Below are 21,351 nucleotides of genomic sequence, written 5' to 3'. Positions count from 1 at the left end.
TAGGAACCGTCATGTCGCTACCAGCATTTCTTGAGGAAAGCCTGCGCCTGCCTCTAGTGGCCGCGCCCATGTTTCTGGTATCCAACCCATCGCTCGTGGCGGCCTGCTGCCGCAACGGCGTTGTGGGCAGTTTTCCAGCGCTCAATCAGCGGGAGAGCAGCGGATTTCGTGATTGGTTACAGGAAATCGACGAGCATCTCTCGCCCATGCAGAAGCCTGCGCCGTATGCCGTCAACCTGATCGTGCATCACAGCAACCCGCGGTTGCAGGCGGACCTTGCGATCTGCGTGGAACAGCGGGTGCCGATCGTCATCACCAGTCTCGGCGCCGTGCAAGAACTAGTGGATGCCGTACACAGCTATGGCGGTCTGGTCTTCCATGATGTCACCACACGCCGGCATGCGGAAAAAGCCGCCGAAGCCGGTGTCGATGGCCTGATTGCGGTTGCGGCCGGCGCCGGTGGTCATGCCGGCACGTGGAGTCCTTTCGCGCTGATCGCCGAGATCCGCCAGTTCTTCGATAAAACCCTGTTGCTGTCCGGCTGCCTCAGTCACGGCCACGAAATATTCGCAGCGCAGATGCTGGGCGCTGATCTTGCGTATATGGGAACGCGCTTTATCGCCAGCCGCGAAAGCCAGGCATCTGACGAATACAAGCAGATGCTGTTGCAGGCCCAAGCGGCGGATATCGTTCACACCTCCGCCGTGTCAGGTGTGCCGGCGAGCTTTCTGCGCCAAAGCCTGCAGCAAGCCGGCTACGATGAAGAACGTCTGCGATCGACAGGCAAAATGGACTACGGCGAAAAGCTCAAACCGGTAAGCGATGAAGCCAAAGCATGGAAAACCGTCTGGTCCGCAGGCCAGGGCGTCGGCGAGATAAATGACCTGCCGAGCGCCGAGGATCTGATCGCACGCCTTGATCGCGAATATCGGGAAGCCCATCGCCATGCGGCACAGCTCGCCCAGCAATGGCAGCGGTAATAGCAACGCCAGTCGTTTCGCAAGGCTGGGCTCGAACAGTATTAACGCGGCTCAACGGATTGGCGATACCGTAACGCGGGGGCCGGCAAATGAATCACTCAGCTCCCCGCCGCACCGGACGGTCGCCGAGCCCTCGCTGCTTAGCCACGCGACAAAGTGCCTGCGAGACCGACCCCATTAGGCCAATACCGTGCGCCCCGAAGCCCAACTACGCAGATCATCCAGCGCTTCAGCCATCACGACCGAAAGCGGCGACGTCGCCCGGATGCATTCCAGCATCATGGCTTGATCCGGTTCGCGGGATTGCGCCTGCCCGGCGTAAACGGCCGAAACCACCACCTGCTCGATCTCGGCACCGGAGAAACCATCGCAAGCACCGGCCAACCTCCGCAGATCGAAACAGCTGGCATCCAGCTCGCGCCGCGCCAGATGAATGCGGAAGATTTCGGCACGAGTAGACTCATCGGGCAGATCGACAAAGAACAGCTCATCGAAGCGCCCCTTGCGCAACAGCTCCGGCGCAAGGCGATCCACCGCGTTGGCGGTCGCCACCATGAACACCGGTGCGTCACGCTCGGCCATCCAGGTAAGCAAAGTACCCAATACCCGCTGACTGACGCCGCTATCCATATCTCCAGTGGCGAGACCCTTTTCCAGCTCATCCATCCACAACACGCAAGGCGCCATCTGCTCGGCCAGTTTCAGCGCCTCCCGCAGGTTACGCTCGGTCTCTCCGAAGAACTTGTTGTACAGGCAACCGAAGTCCAGGCGCAGCAAAGGCAAGCCCCAAAGCCCCGCCACCGCTTTGGCGGCCATACTCTTGCCGCCGCCCTGCACCCCGACGAGCATCACTCCGCGAGGCATATCGGACCTGTGACCAGCAAAAAAGGCCGCCCTGCGCTCGCCCAGCCAACGCTTAAAATTTTCCAACCCGCCAACATCAGCAAAGCGTGCTGTCTCGTACTCAAAACTGAGTACGCCATCCATGTCGAGCAGTTCGAACTTCTTACGATTGAGTTCCGGCAGATCGTCTTGAGTAATAGCTCCGTCATCACAGACCAAGCTATGCGCCAGACTGCGAGCCTCAGCGTGGCTAAGGCCTCGCAGATTCTTAACGACCTGCTGCAGCGTGCGGTTATCGGTGCGCACCCGCACGCCTCGATTGCGCTCGCTCCAACGCGTCGCCTCGTCGCGCACGATGCTCAACAACTCCTCTTCGGAGGGCAGGCTCAGACTGAACCGAGCTGCATATCGCTGAACCTCCGCCGGCAGTTTGAATGCATGCGACACCAGCACCAGCGTCGGTGCTGACGGCCCCTGCGCCATGGCAATTTCTTTCAATAGTCGAACGACGCGTGGTTCATCGAGAAAGGGATGCATATCGCAGAACACATAGAGATTGCCGAGCGGATCATACTTGACGCTTTTCAATGCGACTTCCACCGAGCAGCTTTCGCCTGCATCCAGCGCCTCACCGCCGAACGCCAGATGCCTGAGCCCCTCGGTGACGGACCAGATGTGAAGCGCAAGGCCGCGGCTGACAGCCAGCCCAGTCAGCGTTTCAAGCACCCGCCGCTCATCCCAGGATTCGATCACAACCAATCGGACCCTTGATTCAAGCACCAGCACCAGATCGTGGATGTCGTTCTTCATGCGTTACCTCCGTGTAGCGGCTGACCAGCCACAAAATCGCCTGTTACACTCACCCGATCGTTCCCACGCTGGAGAAACGCCATGGATTGTCTGTTCTGCAAGATCGTGGCTGGGGATATCCCCGCGCACAAGCTTTATGAAGATGATCAGGTCGTCGCCTTCAACGACATCGCGCCGCAGGCGCCCGTGCACTTTCTCGTCATTCCGAAGAAGCACATCGCGACCCTCCACGACCTGAGCGAAGATGACGACAAAGCGCTCGCTGGTCATATCCTTTTCACGGCTCAGCGTCTCGCCGAAGAACAGGGCTGTCAGGAAGGCTTTCGTGTCGTGATGAACTGCAACGACCTTGGGGGCCAGACGGTCTACCACATCCATATGCATGTGCTCGGTCAGCGCCAAATGCATTGGCCGCCGGGCTGATCACGAACTCGTCCGCACCACTTCCGATCACATCAAGGCTGCTCCGGATCACTTGGAGGCGAAATGCCCAACCAACGCCAATACTCCCCTGCCGATCGTTTGCTGATGCAAGCCGATGCGGCATTGCGAACACTGCTCCCCTTCAGCGGCCAACCCCACCGCCCTACACCTGCGGTATTGAAGAACGAGACCGAGCTGAGCGACAGCGAAGCACGTCACGTTGCCGGTCTGATGCGAATCAATCACACCGGCGAAGTCTGCGCACAGGCGCTGTACCAGGGACAGGCATTGACCGCGCGATTACCGAGAGTGCGCGAAGCGATGGAGCAAGCCGCCAACGAGGAAATCGACCATCTGGCCTGGTGCGAACAGCGCATCCACCAACTGGGCAGCCATACCAGTGTGCTCAACCCGCTGTTTTATGGTCTGTCGTTCGGCATCGGCGCGTCTGCTGGCCTGATCAGCGACCGGATCAGCCTGGGCTTCGTTGCCGCGACAGAGGATCAAGTCTGCAAGCATCTCGACGAGCATCTGGAGCAGATCCCGGCGAGCGACGAAAAGTCCCGAGCCATTCTCGAGCAAATGCGTATGGACGAAGCGCAGCATTCGACCGCCGCTCTCGATGCCGGTGGCTTGCGCTTCCCAGCCCCCATCAAATTCGGAATGAGTCTGATGGCCAAAGCCATGACCAAAAGCACCTACCGGATCTGAGCTGAAGCTGGCTCAAGCTGGGACCGCCTGTCCTCCAGCTTGAGCTTCTTCTTTAGGCTTACCGCCTCGCGACAGCCTTTTCCGACCTTACAGGCACAGCCTGCTCAGCTTATCGCTGTCAGCTCGGCATATTGCGAGCGTAGAAGATTTCCAGCATCTCGTGACGCAAACGGTCTTCCACCTGCTTGCGCTGCTCCGGCAGAAGATTGCTAGTGGCGTCACCGAACAGATAGTTCTCCAGCTCGAAGTCTTTCAGCAGCATCTTGGTGTGAAACAGATTCTCCTGATAGACGTTGACGTCGGTCATCTGATAGGCCGAGCGAGTGTCTTCGGAGAGGTAGTTCTGAATCGAGTTGATCTCGTGATCGATAAAGTGCTTTTTGCCTTCTACATCGCGGGTGAAACCGCGCACGCGATAATCGACGGTGACGATATCCGAATCGAACTGGTGAATCAGATAGTTGAGCGCCTTGAGCGGCGAGATGACGCCACAGGTGGAGACATCGATATCCACGCGGAAGGTAGCGATACCGTCGACAGGATGGATTTCGGGGTAGGTGTGAACCGTAATGTGGCTCTTGTCCAAGTGCGCAAGGATGGTATCGGGCAACGGACCGGGGGATTCCTCGATCTGGCTATCTGTCGGAGTAACGGGCTGCTCCGAGATGAGGATGGTTACGCTCGCGCCCTGCGGCTCGTAATCCTGCCGCGCAATATTGAGAATATTGGCACCAATGATGTCCACGACATCGGTCAGAATCTGCGTTAACCGCTCCGCGTCATACTGTTCGTCGATGTACTGTACGTACGCCTGCTGGTCTTCCTGCGTTTCGGCATAGCAGATGTCGTAAATATTGAAGCTCAAGGACTTCGTCAGGTTGTTGAACCCGTGGAGCTTGAGTTTGCTTTTCACCATTGGTAACTCTCATTGATGCGGCTTACCGCGTGATTGAACATGCCCGTCAGATACCTTGTATCTGCGTAGGACGGTATACACCTCTGCGCATTTGCGACTGTGCTGTGCTCTAAGAAACGGCCCCGTTAAAAACGGGGCGCGCATTATGCAGAGTGATTGCTTGCGGTGCCAGTGCCGGCGAGCGTCTCGGGACAACACGCCAGCGGGCGGGCGCATCGCTGCATGACCCTTCAGCCGAGCTCGACGATCTCGTACTTGTGACTGATTTCCACACCTGCACGCCCGAGCATGATCGAGGCGGAGCAGTATTTTTCTGCCGATAGTTCCACGGCACGCTTGACCTGCGCCTCTTTCAAACCGCGGCCCTTTACGACAAAACGCAGGTGGATCTTGGTAAAAACCTTCGGATCCTCATCGGCACGCTCCGCCTCGAGGAAAGCTTCGCAGCTTTCTACCGCCTGACGGGACTTCTTCAGAATGCTTACCACATCGAAGTTACTGCAGCCACCGAGCCCCAGCAGAAGCATTTCCATAGGACGAACGCCGAGATTGCGCCCGCCATTTTCCGGAGGCCCGTCCATCACCACGACATGACCACTGCCCGACTCGCCAAGAAACATCGCTTCGCCGGCCCACTGAATGCGCGCTTTCATCAATAGACTCCGATTAAAAAGAGCGAAGCTTAACATGACCAACGTCTGCGACCGGGCACACCAATCCGACGAAATGAATGCGTTGAATTTGATATTCGTGTCGCAGTTTTGTTGTCGACACGAACCGGTCTGTTAAGCTCCCTCGGCGCTGACAACAGAACTCAGTCACACATAATAAGAATCTGCCTTCTATTGGATAATCTTCCGGGACTACAGCATGGTCGCTATTACACTCACGCCCAAGATCAAGAACATCGACAAACTACTCGCACACTGTCATCGCCGTCGCTATACCGCTAAGAGCACCATCATCTATGCCGGTGATCGCAGCGAGACGCTCTTTTTCATTGTAAAAGGCTCGGTCACTATCCTGATCGAAGATGACGATGGCCGGGAAATGATCATCGCCTACCTCAACTCCGGAGACTTCTTCGGCGAGATGGGGCTATTCGAAAAGGAGGGCTCGGAGAAGGAACGTAGCGCGTGGGTACGCGCAAAGACCGAATGCGAGGTCGCCGAACTGAGCTACGCCAAGTTCCGTGAACTGACACAGCAGGATCCTGACATCCTCTACGCGCTCGGCAGTCAGATGGCCGAACGTTTGCGCAACACCACCCGCAAAGTAGGCGACTTGGCATTCCTCGACGTGACCGGCCGTGTTGCCCGTACCTTACTCGACCTTTGTAAGCAGCCCGATGCGATGACGCATCCCGATGGCATGCAGATCAAGATCACTCGTCAGGAAATAGGCCGCATCGTTGGCTGTTCCAGGGAGATGGTCGGACGCGTACTCAAGAGCCTGGAATCCCAAGGCCTTGTGCACGTCAAAGGCAAGACCATGGTGGTCTTTGGTACTCGCTGAGCAACGCTCACCATTGAAAAAGCCGGCTCAAGGCCGGCTTTTCAAATTCCCCGCCGTTACTCCGGATCACTGACCGGACGCGGACGGGAGCGTCCAGGGAAGAACAAACGCTGCAGCTCGACGCCGGGTTCTTCGGCGCGCATGAAAGCTTCGCCCACCAGAAACGCGTACACCTCATTAATCTCCATCAGCTCTACATCGGCGCGATGCAGAATCCCGCTCTCAGTCACGACCAGCCGGTCACGAGGGACACGCGGTAGCAGATCAAGGGTGGTTTCCAAGCTGAGTTCAAAGGTATGCAGGTTACGGTTGTTGATCCCGAGCAAGGGCGTCTCGAGGCGCAAGGCCCGATCCAGCTCCGCTCCGTCATGCACCTCAACCAACACATCAAGCCCGTGAGCCTTTGCCGCATCAGCCAGTTCGCCCATCTGCGCGTCTCCCAGCGCCGCGACGATCAGCAAAATGCAATCGGCCCCCAGCGCCCGCGCCTCGACCACTTGATAAGGATCGACCATGAAGTCCTTGCGGATCACCGGTAGCGTGCATGCAGCGCGGGCCTGCTTGAGATACTCATCGGCCCCCTGAAAGAAATCGATGTCGGTCAGCACCGACAGGCAGGTCGCACCGCCAGCCTCGTAACTCCTGGCGATATCTGCGGGTACGAAGCCCTCGCGCAGCACGCCTTTGCTTGGCGAGGCTTTCTTTACTTCGGCGATGACTGCCGGCTGCTTATTACGAGCCTGCTCCTGCAAGCTCCGGGCGAAACCACGAACGGGGTCTGCCGCAGCCGCCAGCCGCTCGAGCTCCTCCAGACCGACACGGGCTCGGCGCTCGGCCACTTCCTCATGCTTACGGGTGATGATCTTTTCTAGAACTGTCGGCACACCGCTCATTGCGATTTCTCCTGCCTGAATATCGCGCTAAAGGACACCAGTTCTTCCAACCGGTCCCGTGCCAGACCGGTGTGCAGTGCGTCATGCGCCAATTCGACGCCCTCTTTCAGCGTGCCTGCGACATCGGCCGCGTAAAGCGCGGCGCCGGCATTCAGCACGATCATGTCGGCGGCCTTCTGTCCGTTTTCGGTTTTGCGCCGGCCCAGCGCATCCCGGATCAACGTCAGCGAACCCTGAGCATCGTCGACGTTCAGGCCGATCAGGCTCTGGCTCTTGATACCGAAATCTTCCGGCTGAATGCGGTATTCGGTGATCTCACCATTTTTCAGCTCGGCGACATGAGTCGGCGCCGCCAGGCTTATTTCATCCAGACCGTCCTGTGCGTGTACGACCAATACATGCTTGCTGCCCAGACGCGCCAGCACCTCGGCCATCGGCCGGCAGAGTTCCTTGCTGAACACACCGAGCACCTGATGCTTCACGCCAGCCGGGTTGGACATCGGCCCGAGGATATTGAACAGCGTGCGCAACCCCAGTTCGCGGCGGGGCGCGGCGGCAAACTTCATCGCGCCGTGATGCGCCGGCGCGAACATGAAGCCAACCCCTACGGTCTCCACACTGCGCGAGACTTGCTCCGGCGTCAGGTCCAGATAAACGCCGGCCGCCTCGAGCAGGTCGGCGCTGCCGCTCTTGCCCGACACCGCGCGGTTTCCATGCTTGGCCACTTTGCCGCCAGCGGCTGCAACTACGAAAGCTGCGGCGGTCGAGACGTTGAAGATATTCATCCCGTCGCCGCCGGTGCCACAGGTATCCACCAAACGATGGGTATCGAAATGCACCGGTTCGGCGAGCTCGCGCATCACCTGCACGGCACCGACGATCTCGTCGATGGTTTCACTCTTCATGCGCATCCCCATGAGGAACGCGCCGATCTGCGCATCGGTGCACTGGCCGGTCATAATCTGGCGCATGACGGCTTTCATTTCTTCAGTGCTGAGATCCAGCTGGCCAACGATGCGACTCAGGGCTTCCTTGATATCCATCAGCGCACGCCTCCGGTCTGCTTCAGAAAATTGGCGAACAGTTCGTGGCCCTGTTCGGTCAGGATGGATTCAGGATGGAACTGCACGCCTTCGACGTTCAGCGTCTTATGCCGCAGCCCCATGATCTCATCGATACCGCTGTCCTCGTTCTGGGTCCAGGCAGTGATCTCCAGACAATCGGGAAGCGTCTCGCGCTTGACCACCAGCGAGTGGTAACGGGTGACCGTCAGCGGATTGTTCAGCTCGGCAAACACTCCAGCGTTTTTATGGAAGACCGGACTGGTCTTGCCATGCATCACCTGCCGCGCGCGGACGACCTCGCCACCGAACGCCTGACCGATGCTTTGATGGCCGAGGCAAACGCCGAGAATCGGCAGCTTGCCGGCGAAATGGCGAATCACTTCCAGTGAAACGCCCGCCTCGTTCGGTGTGCAAGGGCCGGGCGAGACGACGATTCGATCGGGGTTCAGGGCTTCGATTTCTGCCACGCTCAATTCATCGTTGCGTACCACTTTGACATCTGCGCCCAGCTCGCCTAGGTACTGCACCACGTTGTAGGTAAAGGAATCGTAGTTATCGAGCATCAACAGCATGATCAGTTCTCCTGCTGGTCGCGTTCGGCCAGGGCCACCGCGCGAAACATGGCGCGGCGCTTGTTGAGCGTTTCTTCCCATTCCAGCGCTGGCTGCGAATCGGCGACGATGCCGGCGCCTGCCTGCACGTGCAGCTCGCCGTCCTTGATCACCGCGGTGCGGATCGCGATGGCGGTGTCCATGTTGCCGTTCCAGGCAAGATAGCCGACCGCGCCGCCATAGACACCGCGCTTGACCGGCTCCAGCTCGTCGATAATTTCCATGGCGCGGATCTTCGGCGCACCGGACAGCGTACCGGCGGGCAGGATTGCCCGCAGCGCATCCATTGCCGTCAGCGGTGCTTTGAGCTGACCGGTGACGTTGGAGACTATATGCATGACATTGGAGTAGCGTTCGATGACCATCTTCTCGGTCAGCCGCACTGAGCCGTTCTCGGCGACGCGGCCCACGTCGTTGCGACCCAGGTCGATCAGCATTAAGTGTTCGGCCAGCTCCTTCGCGTCGCTGAGCAGATCCTGCTCCAGCGCCAGGTCAGCTTCTTCATTCGCACCGCGCGGGCGGGTGCCAGCAATCGGCCGGACCGTCACCAGACCTTCCTCGACACGCACCAGCACTTCCGGCGACGAGCCCACCACGTGGAAATCGCCAAAATTGAAGAAGTACATATAGGGCGTCGGGTTGAAGCAACGCAGCGCGCGGTAGAGATCGATCGGCGCGGCCTTGAACGGAATCGACATGCGCTGGGAGATCACCACCTGCATGCAGTCGCCCGCGAGGATGTAGTCCTTGATGCGGTGGACGGCCTGCTCGTAGTCCTCGCGGCTGAAGCTTGAGCGGAACGCCGGCTCGGTACCGCCGCTCTTTTCAAAATCCAGCCCCAGACGCGGCGTGATCGACTGGCGCAGCCTTTCCCGTAGCGCCTGAAGTTTGGCCTGCCCTGCGTCGTAGGCGTCCGGCTGCGACGGATCGACCAGCGCGATGCAATGCAGCTTGCCGGCGAGGTTGTCGAACACCACTACGGCGTCTGACACCATTAGCAGAATGTCGGGCGTTCCCAGCGGATCCGGATTGGGACTCTGCGCCAGCTTGCGTTCGACATAGCGCACGCTGTCATAGCCAAAGTAGCCGACCAGGCCGCCATTGAAGCGCGGCAGCCCGTCGACCGGAGCCACACGATAGCGCCGCTGGAAAGTTTCGACGAAGGCCAGCGGGTCATCAACCTCGCAGCTCTCGGTCTCGACGCCATCGGTGGTAACGCTGATGTGGTGATCCTGCACCCGCAGAGCCGTGCGGCACGGCAGGCCAATGATCGAATAGCGCCCCCACTTCTCCCCGCCCTGCACGGATTCGAGCAAGTAGGAGTTGGGTGCGTCGGCGAGCTTGAGGTAAAGCGTCAGCGGCGTGTCGAAATCGGCGATGGTTTCGAACGATAGCGGGATGCGGTTGTGGCCTTCGGCGGCCAAACGCAGGAATTCTTCGCGGGTCATGTCAGCCTCGTGGTCGGAGGAGCTACTGGTCGAATCGTGCAAACGTACCGGGCGTGCCGGCAGGAAATGTCAGGCGCGCCAGCGCCAACGGGCCAGGGCCTTGATGACATTCATCCATTGCTTGCGGGTGACCACCACGATCTGATCTCGTCTGCGGGATTTTCGGGATCTGCGGAACAGAGGCCACACTAGCGCAGCCCCGAAGCCGAAGCAACCAGCTCGCACAAGCCGTCGAGCACCAGCGCGGGCTGTTCGTTGGCGATAGGTTCGCCGTGGTTGTAACCGTAGCTGAGCGCGACGCAACGGACCTTCGCTGCCTTGGCAGCCCTGACATCGTTGCGCGAATCACCAACGAACAGCGATTGCTCGGCGGTCACATCCGCCTTGTCCATGACCCACAACAGCGCCGCCGGGTCGGGTTTCTGCTGAGGCAGCGTGTCGCCGCCGATCAGCCATTGAAAATAGCCAGCGAGGCCCTTCTCTTCCAACAGCGGCTCGATGAATTGTGCCGGCTTGTTGGTGATGATCGCCAGCTTCACATCGCGATCACGCAGCCAGTCCAGGCATTCACGGACGCCAGGGTAGACGGTGGTCAGCTCATGCCCACCGGCATAGGCCTGCATGAACAGCGCCAGCGCCTCGTCGGCCAGCTCATCGGCGACGCCATCATGTTCCAACTGGCCCGCCAAAGCGCGGCGCACGAGCACCCGCGAGCCGTTGCCGACCCAATCGCGCACCGGAGCCACGCCAGCGGGCTCGCGCCCCAACAGCATGAGCATCTTGTCCACCGCGGCGGCCAGATCCGGCACTGAATCCATCAGGGTGCCGTCCAGATCGAACATAACCAGGCGCGGAAATTCGCCATTGTAAAGTAGCTCCAGACGCGTCATGGGCGTGCCTGCGCCAGCTCGGCACGCATCTGGTCGATCACCGCCTTGTAGTCCGGCTGGTTGAAGATGGCCGAGCCGGCGACGAAGGTGTCGGCGCCCGCTGCCGCGATCTCGCGGATGTTCTTTGGATTGACGCCGCCATCGATCTCCAGGCGGATCTCGCGGCCGCTGGCATCGATCAGCGCGCGCGCCTCGCGCAGCTTGTCCAGCGTGCCGGGGATGAACTTCTGCCCGCCGAAGCCGGGGTTGACGCTCATCAGCAGGACCATGTCGATCTTGTCCATGACGTACTTGAGCACCTCCAGCGGTGTCGCCGGATTGAACACCAGGCCGGCCTTGGCGCCGCCATCCTTGATCAGCTGGAGCGAGCGATCGATGTGTTCAGAGGCTTCCGGGTGGAAGGTGATGTAGCTGGCGCCGGCTTCGAGGAAGTCGCCAATCATGCGATCCACCGGCTTGACCATTAGATGCACGTCGATAGGCGCAGTAACGCCGTGCTTGCGCAGCGCCGAGCAGACCATCGGGCCGATGGTCAGGTTGGGCACGTAGTGGTTGTCCATCACATCGAAATGGACGATGTCCGCGCCGGCGGCGAGCACGTTGTCCACTTCCTCACCCAAGCGGGCGAAGTTGGCGGAAAGGATGGAGGGGGCGATGGCGAACGGCTGCATGACGACCTCGGTAGCGCGGGCGGAATGCCGCGCATTGTACCCGAGGGGTCGGGATTGCGGCGCGCCTGACAGAATTGCAGGTGCCGGCGCGACGCAGAGAGGCTCAGGTCAACTCGTCGAAGCACTCACCGATGATCGCCAAGCCGCGTTCGAGCACCTCGTCCTCGACCGTCAGCGGCACCAGCACACGCAGCACGTTGTAATAGGTGCCGCAGGACAGCAGGATCAGCCCCTTCTCCCGCGCTCGCGCGACGATTTGCGAAGTCAGCGCCGCCGCAGGGCGCGCATGATCGCCGTCCTCGAACAGCTCGACGGCGACCATCGCGCCCAGCCCGCGCACCTCACCGATTTCCTTGTGACGCGCCTGGATGGTTTCGAGGCCAGCGGTGAGTTTTTCTGCCACCGCCTTGCAGCGGTCGAGCAGCTTCTCTTCGTCGAAGATTTCCAGCACCGCCAGCGCTGCCGCGCAGGACAGCGGATTACCGGCATAGGTGCCGCCCAGGCCACCTGGGGCGATGGAGTCCATGATTTCAGCTTTGCCGCATACGCCGGCAATCGGGAAACCACCGCCGACGGACTTGGCGAACGTGGTGAGGTCTGCGGCTACACCCATCTGCTCCATGGCGAAGAAGGTGCCGGTGCGGCCGGCGCCGGTCTGTACTTCATCGGCAATCAGCAAGATGCCGTGCTGATCGCACAGCGCGCGCAGGCGGATCATGAAGTCCTTCGGCGCGACGTTGAAACCACCCTCGCCCTGCACCGGTTCGATGATGATCGCGGCGATGTCACGCGGCTCGGCGTCGTTCTTGAAGATGCGCTCGATGCTGGCGATCGATTCGTCGACGCCGACACCATGGATCGAACAGGGATACAGCGCGCGGAAGATCCCCCCCGGCATCAGCCCCATGCCCGCCGAGTAAGGCGCGACCTTACCGGTCAGGCCGAGGGTCATCATGGTGCGGCCGTGATAGGCGCCGGTAAAGGCGATCACCCCGGCACGGCCGGTGGCGGCACGGGCGATCTTCACCGCGTTCTCCACCGCCTCGGAGCCGGTGGTCACCAGCAGGGTCTTCTTGGCGAAATCGCCTGGCACCCGTGCGTTGATCTTTTCGCACAGTTCGACGTAGGGCTCATACGCCAGCACCTGGAAGCAGGTATGGGTCAGTTTGTGGAGTTGTTCCTCCACCGCCTTGATGATCTTCGGGTGCAGGTGGCCAGTATTCAGCACAGCGATGCCGCCGGCGAAGTCGATGAATTCGCGACCTTCGACATCGACCACGCTGCTGTTTTTCGCATGGTCGGCGAAGATCGGATGGATCTGACCGACGCCACGGGGAACGGCGGCGACACGGCGTTGCATCAGGGATTCGTTGGTCTTGCTCATAAGCTCCTCAGTAGCCGCTCATCGTCGGCTCGGGTCGGAATGAACGTCGGGAAGCAAGCGCAGCAGCATACGATGATCGACTGCCGAGCCTTTATAGCGTTCGGATTACAGTAGAACGCCGTGCATTATTTTGCACGACCAATTTTCAGTCTGCCTTCCGTTAGACTGACGGCGGTGCGCAACAGCGGACCGCAACTCCATCACAGCCCCGGCAAGACGACATCAGGAGTTTCAATGCCTCGTTTTCGCGATTCACTGCGTTTGCTTGCTCTCCTGTCAGCGGTCGCGTCTGCCCAGTCGGTCAGCGCCACGGATGAGCCAGCCGCGCTGGAAGCGGCACCTGCACCTGCGACGATCGAGCGCCCACCCTTGCCCTCACGCAGTGACACCATGGCCGCTGACCTGCTGCGCCAGCTGCCTAGCGCCGAGTTCGTCAACCTGACGGCAGGCTCCGATGATTTCGTCGCGCTGTGGCGACCTGCCAATATCGGCGAAGCCAAAGGGGTGATCATTCTGCTGCCGGGCGAGGGAGAAAGTGCCGACTGGCCGCGCGGCATCGGCCCGCTGCGCCGCGGCCTGCCCGATTACGGCTGGCATACCCTGAGTCTCAGCCTGCCGGATTCGCCCAGCCCTATCTCGGCCGCCGCCCCGGAAGAACCGGCGGAGCCACCGGTCGAACAGACCGAAGCCGACGCAGAACCGCCCGTAGAAGACGAGCCACCCAGCGAAGCGGGTTATCTGCCCGAGGAAACCGCAGCCACGCCGGATGAACAGCCGATCGAGCTCACCGAAGCGGATGCGCCCATCGAGCCAGCAGTTGCGCAACCAAACCAGGCCGAGCAGATTGCTGAACGTATCGAAGCGGCACTCGCCTTCGCCCGCAGCAAGCAACCAGCGGCCATTGTGCTGCTCGGTCAGGGCACCGGCAGCTATTGGGCCGCGCGTTATCTGCAGCAACTGGCGCCGGCCGATGTCAGGCATCTGTTGATGATCCAGCCACGCCAACCCGACGGACAGGACGAGCCGCTCGTGCGATTGATCGCGACGCTCAAGCTGGCGACCGGCGACATCTATTACAGGAACAGCGTCAGCCAGCGCTCCGCGGCCCGCGAGCGGCTCAACGCCAGCCGTCGAAATAGCCATCCGGCTTATATACAGGTGGGGTTGCAGCCGTTGAACGGCGATCTCGAAACCGGACAGGAGCAGCTGCTGCGGCGGGTTCGTGGCTGGCTGGGCAAGCAGCCGTGAATTGAAGCGTTAGCGAAAGCCGCGACGCTCGCGGATTAGGGTGTAGGCGTTGTGCAGTTCGCGGGTTCGCTCAGTCGCCTCGCGAACCTGCTGTGCAGTGGCACCCGCTCCGGCCTGCTTGTCCGGATGATGCTTGCTGAGCAATCGGCGATAGGCGCGCTTGATCGCCTGGGGTTCGCTGTCGGCGCGCACGCCCAGCAACCGCATGGCCTGCTCATAGGCGCCGCCCAGGCTAGTTGGCGCGCCCTGGCGTCGACCACCACTGGGGTCCAGCGCCGCGATGGCCGCCGAATCCCAGCCCATCCACTTACCCCAGAGCATGATCAATTCATGCTCGCGCGCATCGATCGGCCCCTGTGCGCGCGCCATCCGCCAGCAAGCCTGGAGCACCGCCTTGGCCGCGTCATGCTGCCCCTGCAGGCGCTGCAGTGGTTCGCGCAAGCCGTCGCCGCTGGACTTGCCCCGGTAGAACGCATCGATGGCTGAACGCTGGGCCGCGGGGCTCAGCTGCAGCCGCTGCATCTCCCGGCGCGCGGCCTGAATGTGCGCCTCACTGATCCGACCGCCGCTCTTGGCCAGGCGCCCGAGGAGGAAAAACAGCAATTCCTCGCCCTGCATCAGCGCCTTGTTACCAGTCATGCGATCGCGCAGCCTGGCCCAGGAATTCAACCCGAACCGGCGATCGAGCACCTGCCCAAGCAGCGCACCAAGCAGAGCCCCCGGAATGCTCGCGATCAACCAACCGGCCAGCGCACCCAACAGCGTAATGGGCCAGAACATTCAGCGTCGCGCCTCCAGGATTCGCTCGACTTCAGCCAGGCGCTCATGGGTGCCGACATCGACCCAGCGACCGGCGTAATGCTCTCCGCTGACCTGGCCAGCCGCCATGGCCCGGCGCAGCAGCGGCGCCAGTTTGAACGCCCCGGCCGTGCAATCAGCGAACAACCGCGGGTGCAGCACGGCGATACCGCTATAGGTAAGCTTGGGCGACGCATCACCTTCCACGATATTTCCCCCAACCAGCGCGAAGTCGCCTGCCGGATGATGCGCCGGGTTATTCACCAATACCAGGTGCGCAAGCCGCTCCGGCGGTAACGCCAGCGCAGCGAAATCGTAGTCGGTCCAGATATCGCCGTTGACCACGGCAAACGGCTGATCACCCAGCAGCGCCAACGCACGATGAATGCCGCCGCCCGTTTCGAGCGGCTCACCCTCGGCCGAATAGCTAATGGACACGCCGAACCGATTGCCGGTGCCCAGGTACGCCTCGATCTGCTCACCGAGCCAGGCGTGATTGATCACCAACTCGGTGAAACCGGCCTTGGCCAGAGCCCGAACGTGGTAATCAATCAGCGGCGTGCCACCTGCGCGCACTAACGGTTTGGGCGTATGCAGTGTCAGCGGGCGCAAGCGCTCGCCTTTACCCGCCGCGAGTATCATCGCTTTCATGGTTGCACCTGCGAGGGCGGCAGGCCTTGCAGCAATGCGCTCAGCTCTGCCAGTTCAGGCCGGCGCGCCGCTACCGTTTCGATATACGCGAAGAATCGCGGCACGTCGGCCAGATAGCGCGGTTTGCCGTCGCGGTGGCAGATCCGCGCGAAGATGCCGATGACCTTTAAATGCCGCTGCAATCCCATCAGGTCGCTGGCGCGCTGAAATGCCTCGAAATCAGTCTGAACCGGGACGCCAGCACTACGCGCCACCTCCCAATAACTGCGCAGCCAACCTTGAACACGCGCCTCAGGCCAACTGAGGAAGGCATCCTTGAACAGCGAGGTGATGTCATAGGTCACTGGACCGACGACCGCATCCTGAAAATCCAGCACGCCCGGGTTCGGTTCGCTGAGCATCAGGTTGCGCGGCATGTAATCGCGATGCACCAGCACGCGCGGCTGCTCCAGTGCCGAGTCGATCAGCAACCGACAGAGGCGCTCCCACACGTCCAACTCAGTTGTGCTGAAACGATGGCCCAGGTGGCGCTGCACGTACCATTCTGGGAACAGCTCAAGTTCGCGGCGCAGCAATGCCTCGTCATAGCTTGGCAAGGGCGACGTTATCGGTGATGTCTGGAAGGCGAGCAGCGCTCGCATCGCGTCGGCGAACAATTCATCAGCATTGGCTTCGTCGATGACATCGAGGTAGGTCTTGCGTCCCAGGTCGCTCAACAGCAGAAAACCCCGCTCCAGATCCTGTGCCAGAATTTCGGGCACGTTGACTCCCGCGCTGGACAGCAAAGCCGCCACCGAGACGAAAGGCCTGCAGTTTTCCTGAGGCGGAGGAGCATCCATCAGGATGAAGCTGCGCCCTTGCGCCTCCCAGCGAAAGTAGCGACGGAAACTGGCATCGCTGCTGGCCGGAATCAATGGCGCGTCGGGTACGCTGCCCCAGCCACGACGAGCGAAAAGCTCGGTCAATCGAGGCTGTAGCCATGCGCTAAGGTCCTGCAGGCGTTGATCTTGTTGCAGCATATCAGTGCTCTCCACGGCGCTAGCCGATAGGCGGGTCATGCTTTATTATCCAGCATCTTTTTCAGCCCATCGAGAGGCGTGCGGCCCAGCCCGGCCGATGGCTCGCCGTAAGCACGGACCAAAAAACAAGATGGCAGTCAAATATCCCGCTTTTCGTAAAAAATTCCCCCTACTGGTTACTGGCGGTCTGCTCGCATTGCAACCTGTAGCGACTCCACTTGTTATCGCAGCCGAACAGTTTGCCTGTCAGCCTGGCCCCAACGGGGGCTGGAGTTGCGCATCCGACACCGCCAGCTCCAACCTCCCACCGCGCCCCGTACATCGTGGCAGCGCGGCCAGCGACACGAGCACCGCCCAGCCTCGCACCGACAAGGCCGAGCGCCAGGCAGCCACCACCAAACTGGTCACCGAAAGCAAGGGTCGCGCGCTCGCCTCGCGCAGCGCCGATTACAGCCACCTGGACTGGGTACCTCGTGATCAGCTGACCGATGCCCAGCTGGCGGAAACAGGCCCCTACTGCGCCGGCACCTATGTTGAGCCGAGCCGCCCCGGCCGGTTCGACGACACGCCAATGAGCGAGGCGCCGACCTATGTTTCGGCGAAAGCCACGCGCTACGAGCAGCAGCAGGAAATCGCGACGCTGGCCGGTGATGTGGTATTGCGTCAGGGCAGCATCCAGGCCGAAGCCGATGAAGCCAGTCTCTATCAGCTGGAAAACCGCGGCGAGCTGAAAGGCAATGTTCGCCTGCGTGATCAGGGTGCCCTGATGGTCGGTGATCGTGCCGAGATATTCCTCGACACCGGCGAAGCCCAGGTCGAAAACGCTGAATACGTGGTCCATGAAGGCAGGATCCGCGGCAGCGCGCTGTACGCCAAACGCACAGACGATGCCATCATCCGCCTCAAGGACGGGACGTACACCAGTTGCGAACCAGGCGAAAACAGCTGGCACCTGAGGGGCAATAACGTCACGTTGAACCCCGCCACCGGCTTCGGCTCGGCGACCAACGTGACGCTGCGGGTCAAGGACATTCCGGTGTTCTACACGCCCTATATCCATTTCCCGATCGATGACCGTCGCCAGTCCGGCTTTCTTGCGCCCAGCATCAGCTCCTCGAGCGATAGCGGGCTTTCGCTGGTCACGCCGTACTATTTCAACCTGGCGCCAAACTTCGACGCCACGCTCTACCCGAACTACATGTCCAATCGCGGTCTGTTGATGGAAGGCGAGTTCCGCTACCTGACCCGCAGCAGCGAAGGTCAGTTCGGCGCAGCCTATCTGGACGACAGCAACGATGATCGTGAGCTGCAATCCGAATACGAAGACCAGCGCTGGATGTACAGCTGGCAGCACCGGACCGGTTTGGACTCACGCCTGCTGGCCGAAGTCGACTACACGGACATCAGCGATCCTTATTACTTCCAGGATCTGGATACCCAATTGGGTATCAGCCAGCCGGATCATCTCGATCAGCGCGGCACCCTGACCTGGCGCGGCGACAGCTATACCGCGCGGCTGAGCGTGCATGCTTACGAACGCGCTACGGTCACAGACATTACGCCCTATGAGCGGCTACCGCAGCTGACCCTTAATGGTGCGCTGCCGTTCCAGCCAGGCGGTTTGCGGTTTGCCTACAACACCGAGTTCGTCAGTTTCCAGCGCAGTCTGCGTAGCGGAAATTTTTTCGATGAGGACGGCGGCCCCTATGATGCGTCTGGAAATGCCATTGGCACACCTTGGTACGACACAAGGCTTCGGGGACTAAAACGCGCTGAAGGCGAGCGCCTCCACCTGGAGCCAGGGGTCAGTCTGCCGCTGAACTGGACGTGGGGTTTCGTCAAGCCGTCGCTGAAGTACGCTTACACAAGATACGACCTCACGCTGGATAACCAGGGTAAGTTTGGCGCCGGCGGCATCGGCGACGACTTTAATGATTCACCCGACCGCAGCGTACCGATCTTCAGCGTCGATAGTGGTCTCTACTTCGATCGCGACACTCAATGGTTCGGCAAGGATTACCGACAGACTCTAGAGCCGCGTCTGTTCTATTTATACGTACCGGAAGAAGATCAGGACGACATTCCAATATTCGATACCGGCGAAAGCACCTTCAGCTATTCCTCGCTGTGGCGCGAAAATCGTTTCTCTGGCAAGGATCGGATCGGTGACGCTAATCAGGTTTCACTTGGCGTGACCAACCGCTGGATAGAGTCGAACGGCTTGGAGCGTCAGCGTTTCAGCATTGGTCAGACAATCTACTTCCGCGACCGTGAAGTGCAGCTGCCAAACCTTGAGAACCGTCCAGGCTCGACCACCGACGTATCGCCATATGCGCTTGAGTACCAGTATCGCTACAACCGTGACTGGCGCTTCACTTCGACATTCAACTGGGATCCGGATGCAGGCAGTACGCGCTCAGGAAGCGCCATGTTTCACTACCAACCGGCCGACAACCCAAGAAAGATCGTCAACTTCGGCTACCGCTACCGCAACGACACTGTCCGCTTCGACCAGGCGACAGGGCAATGGACGTATGGTGGAGATTACGGCACGCCAGGCACTCCCGAATACATCAAGGACTACTACAAGATCAACCAGCACGACGTCTCCACCATCTGGCCAATCGTGCCACAGTGGAGCGTGATCGCACGTTGGCAGCATGACTACAGCCGCAACCGTACGCTGGAGGCCTTCGGCGGCTTCGAGTACGACAGCTGCTGCTGGAAGCTGCGACTGATCAATCGTTACTGGATCGACTACGACGAAACCAGTCTCAATCCATCGCAGAACGACGAGCCAGACAATGGCATCTTCCTGCAAATCGTCCTCAAGGGACTCGGCGGCGTGTTCGGCAGCTCCGCCGAGACATTCCTCGACGAAGGCATACAAGGCTACCGTGAACGTGAAGATCAAGCTTTCTGATTACCTGCGCCCGTTGCTGGCGGGCACCCTCCTGCTGGGCTGCGCGACTATCGCCACGACGGTCTCAGCCCAAGTGCGCCCGCTCGACCGTATCGTCGCCATCGTCGATAACGACGTCATCATGCAAAGCCAGCTGGACCAGCGTCTTCGCGAGGTCGAGCAGACCATCGAAAAGCGCGGCGCCGAAATGCCACCGCAGGACGTCATGCAGCAACAGGTGCTGGAACGCCTGATCACTGAAAATCTCCAGCTGCAGATCGGCGATCGTTCGGGCATCCGCATCTCCGATGAAGAACTCAACCAGGCCATGGGGACCATTGCGCAGCGCAACAACATGACCCTGGACCAGTTCCGCGCGGCTCTGGAGCGAGACGGTTTGAGCCTGGAGACCGCTCGCGAGCAGATTCGCCGCGAGATGGTCATCAGTCGTGTGCGCCAGCGCCGTATCGCCGAACGCATTCAGATATCCAATCAGGAAGTCGAAAACTTCCTGGCGTCCGACCTAGGCAAACTGCAGCTTTCCGAAGAGTACCGGCTGGCCAACATCCTGATCCCGGTTCCCGAATCGGCTGATTCGGCCACGATCCAGGCGGCCGAAGAAATGGCGATGGACACCTATCAACAACTTCAACAGGGCGCAGATTTCGCCAGACTGGCGGTGTCGCGCTCAGCCAGTGAAAACGCGCTGGAAGGCGGCGACATGGGGTGGCGTAAAGCCGCTCAGCTGCCGCCACCGTTCGACACTGAAGTCAGCACCATGGAGGTCGGTGACTTCACTCAGCCGGTGCGTACCCCACCGGGCTTCATCATGGTCAAGGTGCTCGACAAGCGCGGCGGAGATACTCAGGTTCGCGACGAGATTCATGTCCGCCATATCCTGATCAAGCCCAGCCAGATCCGTAGTGAAGAAGAAAGCCGACGCCTCGTCGAGCGTCTTCGCGAGCGTATTCTCGCGGGCGAGAGCTTCTCTGAACTGGCGAAGAATTTTTCCGAAGACCCGGGCTCCGCGCTCAACGGAGGCGATCTGAACTGGATCGACCCGAGTTCGTTGGTACCGGAATTCCGCGAAGTGATGGCCAACACCCCGAGCGGCCAACTGTCCGAAGCCTTCAAGACCCCGTACGGCTGGCACATATTGGAAGTCCTTGGGCGCCGTGCGACGGACGCCAGCGAAGAGTTTCGCGAGCAACAGGCGCTTAACCTGCTGCGCAACCGTAAATACGAAGAAGAGCTGCAAGCTTGGCTGCGTCAGATACGCGACGAAGCCTATGTGGAAATCAAGCTCTAAGCTCTATGGAAGCTGGAAGCAAATTAGCGTGGTGGCTGGCTTCAGTTTGCTGCTTCTGGCCTGAAGCTCACCGCTGCTCTCGATGTGCAGTGGGTCATGCGATCTATCAAGAATCGTAGGATGGGTGTAACCCGCCCTACGATTCCAGCTCCGCTCGGCAAGGTTGCATCCGCCCCATGTCAGTGCGGGCTTTTCGTTCGGCCTCTAGCGTCTTTGTCGTCTTTTAGCCTTTGGCTCCTGCTTTAGTTGTCGCTTGCAGCTTGTA

The 21,351-nt window shown here is 60.4% G+C and carries 20 protein-coding genes; 7 read left to right on the top strand and 13 right to left on the bottom strand.

All coding sequences use genetic code 11. The annotated features are described in order from the left end of the window. Positions 1–11: 11 nt before the first annotated feature. Positions 12–980 carry an NAD(P)H-dependent flavin oxidoreductase gene (locus NA647_RS05480; protein WP_256056757.1) on the top strand — a complete coding sequence of 323 codons (969 nt, stop codon included), beginning with the start codon at positions 12–14 and terminating at the stop codon, positions 978–980. Positions 981–1,157: 177 nt separating this feature from the next. Here the strand turns inward: NA647_RS05480 and NA647_RS05475 are convergent, their stop codons facing one another. Beyond that, positions 1,158–2,633, bottom strand: a complete 1,476-nt coding sequence (locus NA647_RS05475; RefSeq protein WP_256056756.1) for an AAA family ATPase — start codon at positions 2,631–2,633, stop codon at positions 1,158–1,160. An 81-nt stretch (positions 2,634–2,714) separates the two neighbouring features. On the opposite strand from NA647_RS05475, the gene NA647_RS05470 reads away from it, so the two are divergent. Next, positions 2,715–3,056, top strand: coding sequence for a histidine triad nucleotide-binding protein (locus tag NA647_RS05470; RefSeq protein ID WP_256050345.1), 342 nt, complete (start codon positions 2,715–2,717; stop codon positions 3,054–3,056). Between the two features lie 63 nt (positions 3,057–3,119). Further along, a complete protein-coding gene (gene coq7 / locus NA647_RS05465) occupies positions 3,120–3,767 on the top strand; it encodes a 2-polyprenyl-3-methyl-6-methoxy-1,4-benzoquinone monooxygenase (RefSeq protein ID WP_256056755.1) in 648 nt (215 codons plus the stop codon). A gap of 118 nt (positions 3,768–3,885) precedes the next feature. On the opposite strand, the gene speD is transcribed toward coq7, so the two are convergent. Together speD and NA647_RS05455 are read right to left on the bottom strand one after the other, a co-directional pair. After that, positions 3,886–4,680, bottom strand: a complete 795-nt coding sequence (gene speD, locus NA647_RS05460) for an adenosylmethionine decarboxylase (RefSeq protein ID WP_256050372.1) — start codon at positions 4,678–4,680, stop codon at positions 3,886–3,888. A 233-nt stretch (positions 4,681–4,913) separates the two neighbouring features. Continuing rightward, positions 4,914–5,336, bottom strand: a complete 423-nt coding sequence (locus NA647_RS05455) for an OsmC family protein (protein WP_256050347.1) — start codon at positions 5,334–5,336, stop codon at positions 4,914–4,916. 217 nt (positions 5,337–5,553) lie between these two features. Between NA647_RS05455 and crp the strand changes: the two genes are divergently transcribed. Continuing rightward, positions 5,554–6,198, top strand: coding sequence for a cAMP-activated global transcriptional regulator CRP (crp, locus tag NA647_RS05450; RefSeq protein ID WP_045430655.1), 645 nt, complete (start codon positions 5,554–5,556; stop codon positions 6,196–6,198). Positions 6,199–6,254: 56 nt separating this feature from the next. Here the strand turns inward: crp and trpC are convergent, their stop codons facing one another. The 7 genes from trpC to gabT form a co-directional block, all read right to left on the bottom strand. After that, complete coding sequence (gene trpC, locus NA647_RS05445) at positions 6,255–7,091, bottom strand: indole-3-glycerol phosphate synthase TrpC (protein ID WP_256056754.1); 837 nt, start codon at positions 7,089–7,091, stop codon at positions 6,255–6,257. Beyond that, positions 7,088–8,134: an anthranilate phosphoribosyltransferase gene (gene trpD, locus NA647_RS05440; RefSeq protein WP_256056753.1), complete on the bottom strand. Its 1,047-nt coding sequence runs from the start codon at positions 8,132–8,134 to the stop codon at positions 7,088–7,090. The genes trpC and trpD overlap by 4 nt, the downstream gene beginning before the upstream one ends. Continuing rightward, positions 8,134–8,727 (bottom strand): aminodeoxychorismate/anthranilate synthase component II, encoded by a 594-nt coding sequence (locus NA647_RS05435; RefSeq protein WP_256056752.1) that lies wholly within the window; start codon positions 8,725–8,727, stop codon positions 8,134–8,136. The genes trpD and NA647_RS05435 overlap by 1 nt, the downstream gene beginning before the upstream one ends. Positions 8,728–8,729: 2 nt before the next feature. Then, complete coding sequence (gene trpE, locus NA647_RS05430; RefSeq protein WP_256056751.1) at positions 8,730–10,214, bottom strand: anthranilate synthase component I; 1,485 nt, start codon at positions 10,212–10,214, stop codon at positions 8,730–8,732. A 188-nt stretch (positions 10,215–10,402) separates the two neighbouring features. Then, entirely contained in the window at positions 10,403–11,104 is a 702-nt protein-coding gene (locus tag NA647_RS05425) for a phosphoglycolate phosphatase (protein ID WP_256056750.1), read from the bottom strand. Continuing rightward, on the bottom strand, positions 11,101–11,775 hold the full coding sequence (gene rpe, locus NA647_RS05420) for a ribulose-phosphate 3-epimerase (RefSeq protein WP_256056749.1): 675 nt from the start codon (positions 11,773–11,775) through the stop codon (positions 11,101–11,103). Before rpe ends, NA647_RS05425 begins: the two co-directional genes overlap by 4 nt. 103 nt (positions 11,776–11,878) lie before the next feature. After that, positions 11,879–13,159 carry a 4-aminobutyrate--2-oxoglutarate transaminase gene (gene gabT / locus NA647_RS05415; RefSeq protein ID WP_256056748.1) on the bottom strand — a complete coding sequence of 427 codons (1,281 nt, stop codon included), beginning with the start codon at positions 13,157–13,159 and terminating at the stop codon, positions 11,879–11,881. Between the two features lie 234 nt (positions 13,160–13,393). On the opposite strand from gabT, the gene NA647_RS05410 reads away from it, so the two are divergent. After that, positions 13,394–14,407 carry an alpha/beta hydrolase family protein gene (locus NA647_RS05410; RefSeq protein WP_256056747.1) on the top strand — a complete coding sequence of 338 codons (1,014 nt, stop codon included), beginning with the start codon at positions 13,394–13,396 and terminating at the stop codon, positions 14,405–14,407. Between the two features lie 9 nt (positions 14,408–14,416). Here NA647_RS05410 and NA647_RS05405 read toward each other — a convergent pair whose 3' ends face one another. The 3 genes from NA647_RS05405 to NA647_RS05395 are packed head-to-tail and all read right to left on the bottom strand — an operon-like array spanning position 14,417 to position 16,875. After that, the gene (locus NA647_RS05405) at positions 14,417–15,187 is read right to left on the bottom strand and encodes a DnaJ domain-containing protein (protein WP_256056746.1); all 771 of its coding nucleotides are present in this window, start codon (positions 15,185–15,187) and stop codon (positions 14,417–14,419) included. After that, positions 15,188–15,856: an N-acetylmuramate alpha-1-phosphate uridylyltransferase MurU gene (gene murU / locus NA647_RS05400; protein WP_256056745.1), complete on the bottom strand. Its 669-nt coding sequence runs from the start codon at positions 15,854–15,856 to the stop codon at positions 15,188–15,190. Beyond that, the gene (locus tag NA647_RS05395; RefSeq protein WP_272889553.1) at positions 15,853–16,875 is read right to left on the bottom strand and encodes an aminoglycoside phosphotransferase family protein; all 1,023 of its coding nucleotides are present in this window, start codon (positions 16,873–16,875) and stop codon (positions 15,853–15,855) included. Before NA647_RS05395 ends, murU begins: the two co-directional genes overlap by 4 nt. 130 nt (positions 16,876–17,005) lie before the next feature. Between NA647_RS05395 and NA647_RS05390 the strand changes: the two genes are divergently transcribed. Both NA647_RS05390 and NA647_RS05385 read left to right on the top strand, forming a co-directional pair. Continuing rightward, positions 17,006–19,798: an LPS-assembly protein LptD gene (locus tag NA647_RS05390; protein ID WP_256056744.1), complete on the top strand. Its 2,793-nt coding sequence runs from the start codon at positions 17,006–17,008 to the stop codon at positions 19,796–19,798. Next, positions 19,779–21,086 carry a peptidylprolyl isomerase gene (locus NA647_RS05385; protein WP_256056743.1) on the top strand — a complete coding sequence of 436 codons (1,308 nt, stop codon included), beginning with the start codon at positions 19,779–19,781 and terminating at the stop codon, positions 21,084–21,086. The genes NA647_RS05390 and NA647_RS05385 overlap by 20 nt, the downstream gene beginning before the upstream one ends. Positions 21,087–21,351 lie beyond the last annotated feature (265 nt).

It is taken from the genome of Stutzerimonas stutzeri (genome assembly GCF_024448985.1).
GTDB lineage: Bacteria > Pseudomonadota > Gammaproteobacteria > Pseudomonadales > Pseudomonadaceae > Stutzerimonas > Stutzerimonas stutzeri_AP.
The sequence above is the reverse complement of the archived record's forward strand: the minus strand, read 5'-3'. Positions and strand labels throughout refer to the sequence as shown.